This window comes from Actinomadura sp. NAK00032 (assembly GCF_013364275.1).
Taxonomy (GTDB): domain Bacteria; phylum Actinomycetota; class Actinomycetes; order Streptosporangiales; family Streptosporangiaceae; genus Spirillospora.
Map to the genome: position 1 here is coordinate 8654390 of NZ_CP054932.1, position 15352 is coordinate 8669741.

Annotated in this window: 13 protein-coding genes; all 13 read right to left on the reverse strand. The window is 70.4% G+C overall.

Translation table 11 applies throughout. The features are described from left to right. Window positions 1–13: 13 nt before the first annotated feature. The 13 genes from nuoN to HUT06_RS39865 are packed head-to-tail and all read right to left on the reverse strand — an operon-like array spanning window position 14 to window position 15351. The gene (gene nuoN / locus HUT06_RS39805) at window positions 14–1600 is read right to left on the reverse strand and encodes an NADH-quinone oxidoreductase subunit NuoN (RefSeq protein WP_176200419.1); all 1587 of its coding nucleotides are present in this window, start codon (window positions 1598–1600) and stop codon (window positions 14–16) included. Continuing rightward, a complete protein-coding gene (locus HUT06_RS39810; protein WP_176200420.1) occupies window positions 1597–3177 on the reverse strand; it encodes an NADH-quinone oxidoreductase subunit M in 1581 nt (526 codons plus the stop codon). Before HUT06_RS39810 ends, nuoN begins: the two co-directional genes overlap by 4 nt. Then, window positions 3174–5090, reverse strand: coding sequence for an NADH-quinone oxidoreductase subunit L (gene nuoL / locus HUT06_RS39815; RefSeq protein WP_176200421.1), 1917 nt, complete (start codon window positions 5088–5090; stop codon window positions 3174–3176). The genes HUT06_RS39810 and nuoL overlap by 4 nt, the downstream gene beginning before the upstream one ends. Window positions 5091–5100: 10 nt before the next feature. Further along, window positions 5101–5400, reverse strand: a complete 300-nt coding sequence (gene nuoK / locus HUT06_RS39820; RefSeq protein WP_176200422.1) for an NADH-quinone oxidoreductase subunit NuoK — start codon at window positions 5398–5400, stop codon at window positions 5101–5103. Next, the gene (locus HUT06_RS39825) at window positions 5397–6305 is read right to left on the reverse strand and encodes an NADH-quinone oxidoreductase subunit J (RefSeq protein ID WP_176200423.1); all 909 of its coding nucleotides are present in this window, start codon (window positions 6303–6305) and stop codon (window positions 5397–5399) included. The genes nuoK and HUT06_RS39825 overlap by 4 nt, the downstream gene beginning before the upstream one ends. Continuing rightward, window positions 6302–6856 carry an NADH-quinone oxidoreductase subunit NuoI gene (nuoI, locus tag HUT06_RS39830; RefSeq protein ID WP_176200424.1) on the reverse strand — a complete coding sequence of 185 codons (555 nt, stop codon included), beginning with the start codon at window positions 6854–6856 and terminating at the stop codon, window positions 6302–6304. The genes HUT06_RS39825 and nuoI overlap by 4 nt, the downstream gene beginning before the upstream one ends. After that, complete coding sequence (gene nuoH / locus HUT06_RS39835) at window positions 6843–8183, reverse strand: NADH-quinone oxidoreductase subunit NuoH (protein WP_176200425.1); 1341 nt, start codon at window positions 8181–8183, stop codon at window positions 6843–6845. The genes nuoI and nuoH overlap by 14 nt, the downstream gene beginning before the upstream one ends. Continuing rightward, the gene (locus tag HUT06_RS39840; protein WP_176200426.1) at window positions 8180–10645 is read right to left on the reverse strand and encodes an NADH-quinone oxidoreductase subunit G; all 2466 of its coding nucleotides are present in this window, start codon (window positions 10643–10645) and stop codon (window positions 8180–8182) included. Before HUT06_RS39840 ends, nuoH begins: the two co-directional genes overlap by 4 nt. After that, on the reverse strand, window positions 10642–11940 hold the full coding sequence (gene nuoF, locus HUT06_RS39845; protein ID WP_176200427.1) for an NADH-quinone oxidoreductase subunit NuoF: 1299 nt from the start codon (window positions 11938–11940) through the stop codon (window positions 10642–10644). Before nuoF ends, HUT06_RS39840 begins: the two co-directional genes overlap by 4 nt. After that, on the reverse strand, window positions 11937–12716 hold the full coding sequence (nuoE, locus tag HUT06_RS39850) for an NADH-quinone oxidoreductase subunit NuoE (RefSeq protein WP_176200428.1): 780 nt from the start codon (window positions 12714–12716) through the stop codon (window positions 11937–11939). Before nuoE ends, nuoF begins: the two co-directional genes overlap by 4 nt. Then, window positions 12713–14062: an NADH-quinone oxidoreductase subunit D gene (locus HUT06_RS39855; protein WP_176200429.1), complete on the reverse strand. Its 1350-nt coding sequence runs from the start codon at window positions 14060–14062 to the stop codon at window positions 12713–12715. Before HUT06_RS39855 ends, nuoE begins: the two co-directional genes overlap by 4 nt. Next, window positions 14059–14805 carry an NADH-quinone oxidoreductase subunit C gene (locus HUT06_RS39860; RefSeq protein ID WP_176200430.1) on the reverse strand — a complete coding sequence of 249 codons (747 nt, stop codon included), beginning with the start codon at window positions 14803–14805 and terminating at the stop codon, window positions 14059–14061. The genes HUT06_RS39855 and HUT06_RS39860 overlap by 4 nt, the downstream gene beginning before the upstream one ends. After that, window positions 14806–15351 (reverse strand): NADH-quinone oxidoreductase subunit B family protein, encoded by a 546-nt coding sequence (locus HUT06_RS39865; protein WP_089324571.1) that lies wholly within the window; start codon window positions 15349–15351, stop codon window positions 14806–14808. Between the last annotated feature and the right edge of the window lies 1 nt (window position 15352).

Here is a 15352-nt window from a genome sequence, read left to right on the forward strand (position 1 = left end):
TCACCCAGACTCCCTAACGGACGAACATGTGGGTCGTGGCCTGACCCGCGAGGTCCAGGACCGGCTGCGGGATCACGCCGAGTACCACAGTAGCCGTCACACCGAGCGCCACCGCTACCGCGGTCGCCGGCCCGGCCACCACGACCGGGCCCTCGGCGTCCGGCTCGCTGAAGAACATCACCACGATCACCCGCACGTAGAAGAACGCGGCGACCGCGGACGAGACGACCGCGACGATGACCAGCGGCGTCGCGCCCTCCTCGACGGCGGCCTTGAACACCGCGAACTTCCCGGTGAACCCGCTGGTGAGCGGGATGCCCGCGAACGCCAGCAGGAAGAAGGCGAACGCGCCCGCGACCACCGGGGAGCGCTTGCCGAGCCCGGCCCACCGGGACAGGTGCCCGGCCTCGCCGCCCGCGTCCCGCACCATCGTGACGACGGCGAACGCGCCGACCGAGGTGAAGCCGTAGGCGAGCAGGTAGAACAGGCTGCTCGACAGGCCGTGCGGGGAGCTGGCGATCACGCCCATGAGCAGGAAGCCCGCGTGCGCGATGGACGAGTAGGCCAGCATCCGCTTGATGTCGGTCTGCGTGATCGCGATGATCGACCCGGCGACCATCGTGAGAATCGCCACACCCCACATGACGGGCCGCCAGTCCCAGCGCAGCGTCTCGAACGCCACGTAGTAGACCCGCAGGATCCCGCCGAACGCGGCGACGACCGTCCCGGACGCCATCAGCGCCGTGATCGGGGTGGGGGCGCCCTGGTAGACGTCCGGCTTCCACATGTGGAAGGGGACGCCGCCGAGCTTGAACAGCAGCCCGACCGACAGCAGCGCGACGCCCGCGAGCAGCAGGGTCTCGTTGCCGGCGTCCTTGCCGATCTCGGCGGAGATGTCCGCCAGCCGCACCGACCCGGCGTACCCGTACAGCAGCGCCGCGCCGTACAGGAAGAACGCCGACGAGAACGCGCCGAGCAGGAAGTACTTGACCGCCGCCTCCTGGGAGAGGAGGCGCCGCCGGCGGGCGAGCCCGCACAGCAGGTACAGCGGCAGCGACATGACCTCCAGCGCCACGAACATCGTGAGCAGGTCGTTCGCCGCCGGGAACATGACCATGCCCGCGACGGCGAACATCATCAGCGGGTACACCTCGGTCTGGGTGACCCCCGCCTCGGCGGTCCGCTGCTCGGCCTCGGTGCCGGGCAGCGCGGACGCCTGCGCGGCGAAGTGCCCGCCGGTCGCGTGGCCGCCGCGCTCGGCGATCAGCAGCAGGCTGACCAGGGCCAGCAGCAGGATGGTGCCCTGGATGAACAGCGTCGGCCCGTCCACGCCGAGCGCGCCCTCGGCCGCGACGTGGTGCGGGTTGTCGCGCCACGCGAGCGCGACCGTCCAGCCGAAGCCGCCCGCGAGGCCGAGGAACGCGAGCGGCACCTGCGCGTAGTAGCGCGCGTTGCGGCCGACGAACGCCTCGACGAGCACGCCCACGACGGCGGCGCCGAGGATCAGCAGCAGCGGGCCGATCTGCCCGTACTCGATGTGCGGCGCGGGGATGTCACCCCCTTGCGCGAGGACCGCGCTCACCTGGCTGGAGGTGCTCATGGACGGGCTCCGTTCTCGGCGACGTTACCGGTGACGTCCGGCGCCGGGTCGTGCTGGTCGACCCTGGCCAGCGTGTGGTCCACCGACGGGTTGATCACGTGCAGCACCGGCTGCGGGAAGAAGCCCATCGCCACGATGATCGCGATGATCGGGCCGATGACCCACTTCTCCCGGGCGGACAGGTCCTTCATGCCCTCCACCGCGGGCACCGGCCGGCCGCCCATGGTCCGCTGGTACATCCAGAGGATGTAGATCGCGGCGAGCACGATGGCGATGATGGAGGCGACGGCGGCCCACTCGTAGCGGCTGAACGTGCCGACCACGACCAGGAACTCCGACACGAACGGCGACAGGCCCGGCAGCGACAGCCCGGACAGGCCGGCGATCAGGAACGTCCCGGCGAGCACCGGGGCGACCTTCTGCACCCCGCCGAAGTCGGAGATCCGCGCCGACTTCCGCCGCACGATCAGGAACCCGACGATCAGGAACAGCGCGCCGGTGGAGAACCCGTGGTTCACCATGTACAGCGCCGCGCCGGACTGGGCCTGCGACGTCATCGCGAAGATGCCGAGCACGATGAACCCGAAGTGGGAGATCGACGTGTAGGCGATCAGCCGCTTCATGTCGACCTGCCCGATCGCGAGGACCGCGCCGTAGATGATGCTGACGACCGCGAACGCGAGCACGACCGGCGTCGCCCACTTGGCCGCGCCGGGGAACAGCTCCAGGCAGAACCGGAGCATCCCGTAGGTGCCGACCTTGTCCAGCACGCCGACGATCAGCACCAGCGCCCCGGCCGGGGACTGCTGCGCCGCGTCCGGCAGCCAGGTGTGCACCGGCACCATCGGCGCCTTGATCGCGAACGCGACGAAGAAGCCGAGGAACAGCCACTTCGCCGTGGTCGGGTCGATGTTCATCTTCGACAGCTCGTCGAACATGAACGTGCCGTGGCCGAGGCCGCCGTCCGCGACGGACTTGGCCGACAGCGGGTACAGCCAGATGACCGCGACGAGCATCAGCAGCCCGCCGAACAGCGAGTACAGCAGGAACTTCACCGCGGCGTAGGACCGCTGCGCGCCGCCGTAGGACCCGATGATGAAGTACACCGGGATCAGCATCGCCTCGAAGAAGACGTAGAAGAGGAACACGTCGGTCGCCGCGAAGACGCCGATCATGGCCGCTTCCAGCGACAGCAGCAGCGCGAAGTAGGTCTTCACCGACCGCTTCGCCGGCACGTCGGTGCCGCCGGAGCGGTCCGCCTCGTTCCAGGAGGCCAGCATGACCAGCGGGACGAGGATGACCGACAGCAGGATCAGCGTCAGCGCGACGCCGTCGACCCCGAGCGCCCAGTGGACCCCGAACTCCTTGATCCACCAGTACTTCTCGTCGAACTGGAAGCGCGCCCCGCCCGCGTCGAAGCCCGCCGCCATGACGCCGGTGAGCACCGCGACGAGCAGGGAGACGCCGAGCGCGAACTGCTTGACCAGCGTCTCCCGCTGGCGCGGAATGGCGATGAGCAGCAGCGCGCCCACCAGTGGCAGTCCGATGAGGACGCTCAGCCAGGGAAAGTCGCTCATGAAACGTTCACCACCAGGAGCGCCGCGACCACGAGGGCCGCACCGCCCAGCATCGAGAGAGCGTAGGAACGGGCGAAGCCGGTCTGGACGCGGCGGAGCCGGCCCGAACTGCCGCCGACCCCGGCGGCCGTGCCGTTGACGAGGCCGTCGACGCCGCGCCCGTCGAACCAGACCGCGAGGCGGGTCAGCCACTGGCCGGGACGCATGAGCAGCGACTCGTTGATCGCGTCGCCGTAGAGGTCCTTGCGGGCCGCGACGGTGACGAACGAGCCCTTGGGCGCCTCGCGCGGCACCTTGCGGGCGCCGTACTGCCGCCACGCGATCACCGCGCCGATGACCATCAGCACCAGGGTGGCGATACCGGGCCCGGTGACGGGGTTGAACTCGTGCTCGTGCTCGGGCGCCCCGACGACCGGCTCCAGGAAGCCGGCGAACCCGCCGAGGATCAGCAGCCCGCCGGCGGCGACGGAGCCGACCGCGAGCAGCATCAGCGGGATCGTCATGACCTTCGGCGACTCGTGCGGGTGGACGTCGTCCTCCCAGCGCTTCTCACCGAAGAACGTCATGAACATCACGCGCGACATGTAGTAGGCCGTGATGGCCGCGCCGACCACCGCGCAGGTGCCGAGGATCGCCCCGGTCGTGCCGCCCTTGTCGAACGCCGTCTCGATGATGGCGTCCTTGGTGAAGTAGCCGGACAGGCCGGGGAACCCGATGATGGCGAGGTACCCGAGCCCGAACGTCGCGTAGGTGAAGACCATCACCCCGCGCAGCGCGCCGTAGTGGCGCATGTTCACGTCGTCCTTCATGCCGTGCATGACCGAGCCGGCGCCGAGGAACAGGCCCGCCTTGAAGAAGCCGTGCGCGATGAGGTGCGCGATGGCGAAGACGTACCCGGCCTTGCCGAGCCCGGCGGCCAGCGTCATGTAGCCGATCTGCGACATCGTCGACCCGGCGAGGGCCTTCTTGATGTCGTCCTTCGCGCAACCGATGATCGCACCGGCCAGCAGCGTGGCCGCGCCGACGATCGTCACGACGAGCTGCGCGGTCTCCGACATCTCGAAGATCGGCCCGGACCGGACGATCAGGTAGACGCCCGCCGTCACCATCGTGGCGGCGTGGATGAGCGCCGACACCGGGGTCGGGCCCTCCATGGCGTCCAGCAGCCAGGACTGCAGCGGCAGCTGCGCCGACTTGCCGCACGCGCCGAGCAGCAGGAGCAGCCCGATCGCGGTGGCGGTGCCGGAGCTCAGCTGGGTCGCAAGGCCCGCGTGCTCGGGGCCGAGGCCGAGGATCGGCCCGTAGTCGATGGTGCCGAACGTCGCGAACAGCAGCGCGATCGCGATGATCAGCCCCATGTCGCCGACGCGGTTGACGACGAACGCCTTCTTCGCCGCGGTCGCCGCGGTCGGCTTGTGCTGCCAGAACCCGATCAGCAGGTAGGACGCGAGACTCACGCCCTCCCAGCCGAGGAACATGACCAGGTAGTTGCTGCCCAGCACCAGCAGCAGCATCGCCGCCACGAACAGGTTCAGGTACGCGAAGAACTTGCGGCGCTGGGGGTCCTCGGCCATGTAGCCGATGGAGTAGATGTGGATGAGCGAGCCCACCCCGGTGATCAGCAGCACGAAGCTGATGGACAGCGGGTCCACCAGCAGGTCCATGCCGACCTTGAACGAGCCCACGTCGATGAAGTCCCACAGGTGCAGGGTGCGGCGCCGCTCCTCGGCGTCGTACCCGAGCATCTGGGCGAACATCGCGACGCCCACCGCGAACGACGCCACCGACATGGTGGTGCCGAGCAGGTGGCCCCACTTGTCGGTGCGCCTCCCCCCGAGCAGGAGGATCGCGGCGCCCGCGAGCGGGAGCGCGATGAGAAGCCAGGACGCGGCCTGGATGCCTTCCGCTTTCATCCCCGACCTCTCAGTACTTCAGCAGGTTCGCGTCGTCGACCGACGAGGACCTGCGGGTCCGGAAGATGGTCATGATGATCGCCAGGCCCACCACGACCTCCGCGGCGGCCACCACCATCACGAAGAACGCGATGATCTGGCCGTCGAGGTTGCCGTGCATGCGGGAGAACGAGACGAACGCCAGGTTCGTCGCGTTCAGCATGAGCTCGATGCACATGAACACCACGATCGCGTTGCGCCGCACGAGGACGCCGAACGCTCCGATGGTGAACAGGATCGCCGAGAGAGCCAGGTAGTGCCCCGGACTCATTGACCAGCCTCGCCTTCACTCGCGCCGCCGCCCGCGGCCGGCGTCCCCGACTTGACGGAGCGCTCCTCGGCGTCGGCCTCGGCGGCCTCGTCGGTGACCGCCTGGACCGCGGCCACGTCCCGCTCCATCGCCTCCTCCTCGGTGCCGCCGTACAGGTCGGCGTGCCGCTCGGCGGTGTCGGTGCGGGCCGCGATGACCGGGTTGACCGACAGCTCCGACGGCGTCCCGTCCGGCAGCAGCGCCGGCATGTCGACGGCGTTGTGCCGGGCGTAGGTGCCGGGGCCCGGCAGCGGGCCCGGGTGGTCGCCGCTGAGGAAGCGGCCCTTGGACAGGTCCTTCTGCGTCGCCTTCGGCTCGGTGCGCTCCCGGTGCGCCAGCACCATCGCGCCGAGCGCCGCGGTGATCAGCAGGGCGCTGGTCGCCTCGAACGCGAACACGTACTTGGAGAACAGCAGCCGGGCCAGCCCGACCACGTTGCCCTCGGCGTTGGCCTGGTTCAGGCCCGCCGAGTCGCCGAGCGCCGCGTTGCCGAGGCCCGTGCCCAGCAGGGCGATGAACCCGATCGCGGCGATCACGCCCCAGAAGCGCTGGCCCCGGATCGTCTCCACCAGCGAATCGGTGGAGGTCACCCCGACGACCATCATCACGAACAGGAACAGCATCAGCACCGCGCCGGTGTAGACGATCACCTGGACGAAGGCCAGGAACGGCGCGTTCTGGATCGCGTACAGCGCGGCGAGGCCGAGCATCACGGTCGCCAGCAGCAGCGCCGAGTGCACCGCCTTCCGCACGAAGATCATGCCGAGCGCGCCGAGCACCGACACGACCGCCAGCAGCCAGAAGAAGAACGGCTCACCGGACTGCTTGTCGGCGACCTCGGCGGCGAGGACGGACGCGGTGCTCATTTGCCCTCACCGCCCTCGGCCGGCCCGGCCGGCGACTCGTCGGACTGGAGGCCGAGGCGGTAGTAGTCCTCCTCGGTGTCGCCGAGCCGCATGGCGTGCGGCGGCGTCTCCATGCCCTCGCGCAGCGGCGCGAGCAGCATGTCCTTGGTGTAGATCAGGCTCTCCCGGCTGTCGTCGGCGAGCTCGTACTCGTTGGTCATCGTGAGCGCCCGGGTGGGGCACGCCTCGATGCACAGCCCGCAGAGGATGCAGCGCAGGTAGTTGATCTGGTACGTGCGGCCGTACCGCTCACCGGGCGAGTACCGCTCGTCCTCGCTGTTGTCGGCGCCCTCGACGAAGATGGCGTCCGCCGGGCAGGCCCACGCGCACAGCTCGCAGCCGATGCACTTCTCCAGCCCGTCCGGCCACCGGTTCAGCTGGTGCCGCCCGTGGAAGCGCGGCGCGGTCGGCTTCTTCACCTCGGGGTACTGAACGGTCTCGCTCTTCATGAACATCTGGTGGAACGAGACCCCGAACCCCTTGACCGGGTTCAGGAAATCAGTGAGTCCCACTGGTGACCTCCTCAGGAGGGGTTTCGATCGTGGCGGGCCGGGCCGGCTCGCGGACGCGGCCGTGGTAGTGGGGCGCGTCCAGCGGCGGCACCGGGAACCCGCCCGCGGCCGGATCGGGGCGCGGCCCCTCCGCCGCGCCGGGGACGATCTCCTTGCCGTCGTCGCCGCCGCGGACCATCTCCCAGACCACCGTCGCGACCAGCACGACCGCGGCGGCCACCGCGGTGCCGATCGCGATCTGCTGCATGTCGTAGCCCTCGTTCTTGAAGGCGCGGATCGCGGCGACCAGCAGGATCCAGCCGAGCGAGACGGGGATCAGCACCTTCCAGCCGAGCTTCATCAGCTGGTCGTAGCGGACCCGCGGCAGCGTGCCGCGCAGCCAGATGAAGAAGAAGATGAACAGGAAGATCTTGATCAGGAACCACAGCACCGGCCACCAGCCGGAGTTGGCCCCGGCCCACACCGTGGAGATCGGGGCGGGGGCGCGCCAGCCGCCGAGGAACATCGTGGTGGCGAGCGCCGACAGCGTCGTGAGGTTGATGTACTCCGCGAGGAAGAACATCGCGAACTTCAGCGACGAGTACTCGGTGTGGAAGCCGCCGACGATCTCGCCCTCGCCCTCGGGGAGGTCGAACGGGATGCGGTTCGACTCGCCCATCATCGTGATCACGTAGATGATGAAGGACGGCGCCAGCAGCAGCACGAACCACTTGTCCTGCTGCGCCCCGACGATCTCCGAGGTGGACATCGACCCGGCGAACATGAACACCGCGACGAACGACAGCCCCATCGCGATCTCGTAGGAGATCATCTGCGCGGACGAGCGCAGCCCGCCGAGCAGCGAGTACGGCGACATCGACGACCAGCCGGCCAGCACCACGCCGTAGATCCCCATCGACGACATCGCGAGGACCAGCAGGACCGCGACCGGGAGGTCGGTGCCCTGCAGCGCCGTCTGGTGCCCGAAGACCGACACCGTCGGCCCGAACGGGATGATGATGAACGAGATGAACGCCGGCACCGCGGCCATCACCGGCGCCAGGATGAACACGACCTTGTCCACCTGGCGGGGGACGATGTCCTCCTTCAGCGCCAGCTTGACGCCGTCGGCGAGGCCCTGCAGCAGGCCGAAGGGCCCGGCGCGGTTCGGGCCGACGCGCAGCTGCATCCGGCCGATGACGCGCCGCTCGATCCACATCGTCAGCAGCACGGTCACCACGAGGAACGCGAAGATGACCAGGACCTTGCCGCCGATCAGCCACCACGGGTCGTGCCCGAAGTCCTGCAGCGGCGGCTCGGCTTCCGGCGCCGCGGCGAGCGGGCTCATTCGCCACCTCCCACGTTGCGCGCGGTGCCCGTGAGCACCCCGCTCGCGATCTTGACGACGCCGCCCGCGGCGGCGCCCAGATCCCGGTAGAGGGCGCAGCCGGCCGAGTTCGTCGGCAGCCACACCACCCGGTCGGGCAGATCCGGGGTGATCTCCAGCGGCAGCGTCACCTCGCCGCGCGCCGCCGAGACCGTCACCGCGTCCGTCGCGCCGATCTCGGCGGCGGTCGCGGGCGACAGCCGGGCGACGGCCGCCTTGGCGGTGCCCGCGAGGAACGGCTCCCCGTCCTGGAGGCGGCCCCGGTCCAGCAGCAGCCGCCACGTCGCGAGCAGCGCCTCGCCCTGCTCGGGGTGCGGCGGCAGTTCCTGCGCCACGTTCGGCGCCTCCGGACGCTCACCGCGGTACGCGCCGAGCCCGGTCAGCTCGCGGCGCGCCGCGTCCGGGCCGGGCAGGCCGAGGTGGACGTCCATCTCGTCGGCGAGCGCGTCCAGCACCCGCAGGTCGGACATCCGCCCGGCCTGCTTCAGCACGATGTCGAACGGGCGGCCGCGGCCCTCCCAGTCGACGAACGTCCCGGACTTCTCCGCGACGGCCGCGACCGGCAGCACCACGTCGGCGCGGTCGGTGACCGCGCTCGGCCGCTGCTCCAGGCTCACCACGAACGGGGTCGCGTCGAGCGCCCGGAGCATCGCGTCCGGGTCGGGCAGGTCGTAGGGGTCGACGCCGCCGACGAGCAGCGCGCCCCGGCGGCCCTGCGCGGCCGCCGCGATGATGCCGGCGGTGTCCTCGCCCGGGCCCGCGGGCAGTTCCGCGACGCCCCAGGTGCGGGCGACCTCGGCCCGCGCGGCCGGGTCGGCGACGGGGCGGCCGATCGGCAGCAGCCCGGGCAGCGCCCCGGCCTCCACCGCGCCGCGCTCCCCGGCCCGGCGCGGCACCCACGCGAGCTTCGCGCCGGTCACCTGCGCCACCCGGACCGCCGAGGTCAGCGCCCCCGGGCTGGCGGCGAGCCGCTCGCCGACCAGGATCACCGCGCCCGGCGTCTCCAGCAGCGTCCGGACGTCGGAGCGGGCGTCGTCCCCGATGAGGGAGCCGAGCGTCTCGGCCTCCGCGCCGGGCGCCGTCGGCAGCAGCATCCCGCCGACCTTGCCCAGCCCGCGGGTCGCGAACGGGGCGGCGGCGTACACCTTCAGGCCGCTCTTGCGGTACGCCTTGCGGAGCCGCAGGAAGACGATCGGCGACTCCTCCTCCGGCTCGAAGCCGGCGAGCAGGACCGCGGGCGCCTTCTCCAGGTCGGCGTAGGACACCTCGATGGAGCGTCCCGCGACCGACGCGGCGAGGAACCGCGACTCCTCGTCCGACAGCGGCCGGGCCCGGAAGTCGACGTCGTTGGTGCCGAGCGCGACCCGGGCGAACTTGGCGTAGGCGTAGGCGTCCTCAAGGGTGACGCGGCCGCCGGCCAGCACGCCCGCCGAGCCGCGCGCCGCCGCGAGGCCGCGCGCCGCGATCGTCAGCGCCTCCGGCCAGGACGCCGGCTCCAGCTCCCCGTCCTCGTTCCGGACGAGCGGCGTGGTGAGCCGGTCGGGCTGCCCGGCGTAGGTGAACGCCCAGCGGCCCTTGTCGCAGTTCCACTCCTCGTTGACCTGCGGCTCGTCGCCGGCCAGCCGGCGGGTGACCTTCCCGCGCCGGTGGTCGGTGCGCAGCCCGCAGCCGGACGCGCAGTGCTCGCAGACGCTCGGCTGCGACACGAGGTCGAACGGCCGGGACCGGAACCGGTACGCGGTGCCGGTGAGCGCTCCCACCGGGCAGATCTGCACGGTGTTGCCGGAGAAGTAGGAGTGGAACGGCCGGTCGTCGGCGACCGCGACCCGCTCCTTGGCGCCCCGCTCGAACAGGTCGATGAACGGGTCGCCGGCGATCTGCTCGGAGAACCGCGTGCAGCGGGTGCACTGGATGCACCGCTCGCGGTCCAGCAGCACCTGGCTGGACAGCGGGATCGGCTTCGGCCAGGTGCGCTTGGTCTCCTGGAACCGGGTCTCACCGCGCCCGTTCGACATCGCCTGGTTCTGCAGCGGGCACTCGCCGCCCTTGTCGCAGACCGGGCAGTCCAGCGGGTGGTTGATGAGCAGGAACTCCATGATGCCGTGCTGGGCCTTGTCGGCCACCGGCGAGGTGAGCTGGGTCTTGACGACCATGCCCGGCATCACCGCGGTGGTGCAGGACGCCTGCGGCTTCGGCATCCCGCGGCCGTTGCCGGCGTCCGGGATCTCCACCAGGCACTGCCGGCACGCCCCGATCGGGTCGAGCAGCGGGTGCTCGCAGAACCGGGGGATCTGGATGCCGAGCAGCTCGGCGGCCCGGATGATCAGCGTGCCCTTGGGCACCTCGATCTCGAAGCCGTCGATGGTGCAGGAGACCATCTCCACGGGCTTCTCCACCGCCGACTTGTCGTCGGTGACGGTCACTTGGCACCTCCCCAGAGGGTGGACTTGGCCGGGTCGAACGGGCAGCCGCCCTGCTCGAAGTGCTGGAGGTACTCGTCCCGGAACAGCTTGATCGACGACACGACCGGGCTGGTCGCGCCGTCGCCGAGGGCGCAGAACGCGCGGCCGAGGATGTTGTCGGAGATGTCCAGCAGGGTCTCCAGGTCCTCCTCGGTGCCGTCGCCCGCCTCCAGCCGCTTGAGCATGAGCTTGTACCAGTAGGTGCCCTCGCGGCACGGCGTGCACTTGCCGCACGATTCGTGCGCGTAGAACTCCGACCAGCGCAGCACCGCCCGGACGACGCAGGTCGTCTCGTCGAAGATCTGCAGCGCCCGGGTGCCGAGCATGGACCCGGCGGCGCCGACGGACTCGAAGTCCAGCGGCACGTCCAGGTGCTCCTCGGTGAAGATCGGGGTGGACGACCCGCCGGGCGTCCAGAACTTCAGCCGGTGGCCCTCCCGGATGCCGCCCGACATCTCGAGCAGCTCCCGCAGCGTGATGCCGAGCGGCGCCTCGTACTGGCCGGGCCGCGTGACGTGCCCGGACAGCGAGAAGATCCCGAAGCCCTGCGACTTCTCGGTGCCCATCGAGGCGAACCATTCCGGCCCGTTCTCGACGATCGCGGGAACCGAGGAGATCGACTCGACGTTGTTGATGACAGTCGGGCCGCCGTACAGGCCCGCGACCGCCGGGAAGGGAGGCTTCAGCCTGGGCTGGCCGCGGAACCCCTCGAGGGAGTCCAGCAGCGCCGTCTCCTCGCCGCAGATGTAGGCGCCGGCGCCGGTGTGCACGACCACCTCGAGGTCGTAGCCGGACCCGAGGATGTCCTTGCCGATGTAGCCGGCCTCGTACGCCTCCGCCACCGCCTGCTGGAGGCGGCGGATGACGTGCAGGACCTCGCCGCGCACGTAGATGAACGCGTGGCTCGACTTGATCGCGTACGCGCTGATGATGACGCCCTCGACGAGGACGTGCGGGTTCGCCATCATCAGCGGGATGTCCTTGCACGTGCCCGGCTCGGACTCGTCGGCGTTGACGACGAGGTAGCGCGGGTTCGGGCTGGAGGGCGGCAGGAAGCCCCACTTCATCCCGGTGGGGAACCCTGCGCCGCCGCGGCCGCGCAGGCCGGAGTCCTTGACCGCCTGGACGATCTCGTCCGGCTCCATCCGCAGCGCCTTGCGCAGCGCGCCGTAGCCGCCGTCGCGCTCGTAGCCCGCCCGGGTGAAGGAGTCGGCGCGGTCCCAGTTCTTCGTGAGGACGGGGGTCAGCGTGGTCACTTGTTCCGTCCCTCCTGGCTGCCGGGCTTGGCCTCGCCCGGAACCGGCTTGCCGGGCTCGTGCGGCGGCTCGGCGATCTGCTCGGGCTTGACCGGCTCGTCCGGCCGCTCGCGATCGGCGTCGGTGGACGGCGCCGCCCACCCGCGCTCGTGCGCGAGCTTCAGGCCGACCAGTGACTCCGGCCCGGCCGAGACGCCCTCGCCGGCGAGGCCGTCGGGGAACCCGGCGAGCACCCGGGACGCCTCCCGCCAGGTGGCGAGGCGGTTCGGCCCGCGTGAAGGAAGCACTTCCTTACCGAGCCGCAGGTCGTCCACGAGCTGCTTGGCCTTCGCGGGAGTCATGTTGTCGAAGAACTCCCAGTTGACCATCACCACCGGGGCGAAGTCGCAGGCCGCGTTGCACTCGACCCGCTCCAGGCTGATCTTGCCGTCCGGGGTGGCCTCGTCGTGGCCGACGCCGGTGTGCTCGCTCAGCTCGTCCCAGATCTGGTCGCCGCCCATGATCGCGCACAGCGTGTTGGTGCAGACGCCGACGTGGTAGTCGCCGACCGGCTCCCGCTTGTACTGCGTGTAGAACGTGACGACGCCCATCACCTGCGCGGGCGTGATGCCGAGCATCTCGGCGCAGAACTCCACGCCGTGCTGGGTGACGTGGCCGTCGACCGACTGCACCAGGTGCAGCATCGGCAGCAGTGCCGACCGGGGCCGCGGGTACCGGCCGATGATCTCCTTGGCGTCCCGCTCCAGCCGCTCGCGCACCTCGGGTTCGTACGTCATCGGTCCACTCCCCCCATGACCGGGTCGATGCTGGCCACGGCCGCGATGATGTCGGCGACCATGCCGCCCTCGCTCATCGCCGGAGTGGCCTGCAGGTTGACGAAGGACGGCTCGCGGAAGTGGACCCGGTACGGGCGGGTGCCGCCGTCGCTGACCACGTGCGCGCCGAGTTCGCCGCGCGGCGACTCGATCGGCGCGTACGCCTGGCCCGCCGGGACCCGGAAGCCCTCGGTGACCAGCTTGAAGTGGTGGATCAGCGCCTCCATCGAGGTGCCCATGATGTGCGCGATGTGCCGGGGCGAGTTGCCCATGCCGTCGGCGCCGATCGCCAGCTGCGCGGGCCAGCCGATCTTCTTGTCCTCGATCATGACCGGGCCCTTGACCGACTGCAGCCGCTCCAGGCACTGCTCGACGATCCGCAGCGACTGCTCCATCTCGTCCATCCGGACGAGGTAGCGGCCGTACACGTCGCAGGTGTCCTGCGTCGGGACGTCGAAGTCGTAGGTCTCGTAGCCGCAGTAGGGCTGCGACTTGCGCAGGTCCCACGGCAGGCCGGCGGCGCGCAGCACGGGGCCGGTGATGCCGAGCGCCATGCAGCCGGTCAGGTCCAGGTACGCGATGTTCTGCGTGCGGGCCTTGAAGACCGGGTTGTCGTCCATCAGCTTGCGCAGCGCCTGGATCCGCTTCGGCATCCGGTCCAGGTAGTCGCGGATCTTGCTGGTGGCGCCGCTCGGGAGGTCCTGCGCGACGCCGCCGGGGCGGACGTAGGCGTGGTTCATCCGCAGGCCGGTGATCTCCTCGAACAGGTCGAGGGTGTACTCGCGCTCGATGAACCCGTTCAGCATGACGGTCGTCGCGCCGAGTTCCAGCCCGAACGTGGCGATCGCGACCAGGTGCGAGGAGATCCGGTTCAGCTCCATCATCATCACGCGGATGATCTGGGCCCGCTCCGGGATCTTGTCCTCGATGCCGAGCAGCCGCTCCACGCTCAGGCAGTACGCCGCCTCGTTGAACAGCGGGGCGAGGTAGTCCATCCGGGTGCAGAACGTGGTGCCCTGCGTCCAGGTGCGGAACTCCATGTTCTTCTCGATGCCGGTGTGCAGGTACCCGATGCCCACCCGGGCCTCGTTCACCGTCTCACCGTCGAGCGTGAGGATCAGGCGGAGCACGCCGTGCGTGGACGGGTGCTGCGGCCCCATGTTGATGACGAGCCGCTCGTCGCCCGACTCCTGCGCGGCGGACACGACCTTGTCCCAGTCCGCCCCGTTGGCGTCGAAGACCTTGCCCTCGGCCGCCTCCTCGGCGGCGGCGTAGGCGTCGTACTCGGTGTACTTCGTCGAACTCATGTGTACGACCGCCTTTCGTCCGGCGGCGGGATCTCCGCTCCTCGGTACTCGACGGGGATGCCGCCCAGGGGGTAGTCCTTGCGCTGCGGGTGCCCCACCCAGTCGTCGGGCATCTCGATGCGCGTCAGCGCCGGATGGCCGTCGAAGACGATCCCGAAGAAGTCGTAGGTCTCGCGCTCGTGCCAGTCGCTCGTCGGGTAGACCGGGACGAGCGAGGGGATGTGCGGGTCGGCGTCGGGGCAGCTCGCCTCCAGCCGGACCCGCCGGTTGTGCGTGATCGACAGCAGGTGCACGACCGCGTGCAGCTCGGCGCCCTCGTCCTTCGGGTAGTGCACGCCGGACACGCCCGAGCACAGCTCGAAGCGCAGCGACGGCTCGTCCCGCATGGTCGTGGCGACCGTGCGCAGGTGCTCGCGCTTGACGTGGAAGGTCAGCTCGCCGCGGTGCACGACGACCCGCTCGATCGCGTCCCCGAAGTCCGGGTAGGCGCGTTCCAGTTCGTCGGCGATGTCGTCGAACTCGCCGCGCTCGGCCGCGCCGCCGGGCCCGCCGTAGGGGCGCGGCGCCGACACCTTCGGGCTCTGCCGGACGACCAGCCCGCCGTAGCCGGAGGTGTCGCCGGTGGTCTTCGCGCCGAACATGCCCTTGCGGGCGATCGGCTGCTCCCGGCGCTCCTCCTCGGTCTGCGCGGGAAGCTGGTCGGCGGCCTGCTCCGCCTTCTGCTCGGGGTGCTCAGAACTCATCTAGGCCCCCTGACCAAGGAGCGGAAGCTGGCGGCGCTTCGCCTCTTCCAGCTCGGCGATCTGCTTCTGCCGCTGCGGCCCGAGCTTGGTGTTCTGGATCTTGTCGTGCAGCTTCAGGATCGCGTCCAGCAGCATCTCCGGCCTCGGCGGGCAGCCCGGCAGGTAGATGTCGACCGGGACGATGTGGTCCACGCCCTGCACGATCGCGTAGTTGTTGAACATGCCGCCGGACGAGGCGCACACGCCCATCGCGATGACCCACTTCGGCTCGGTCATCTGGTCGTAGATCTGCCGCAGCACCGGGGCCATCTTCTGGCTCACCCGGCCCGCGACGATCATCAGGTCGGCCTGCCGCGGCGTCGCCGAGGCACGCTCCATCCCCCACCGGGAGAAGTCGTGCCGGGGGTCGCCGGTGGCCATCATCTCGATCGCGCAGCACGCGAGGCCGAACGTCGCCGGCCACACCGAGCTCTTGCGCGCCCATCCCGCGACCTGCTCGACCGTCGTCAGCAGGAACCCGCTCGGGAGTTTCTCCTCTAGACCCATC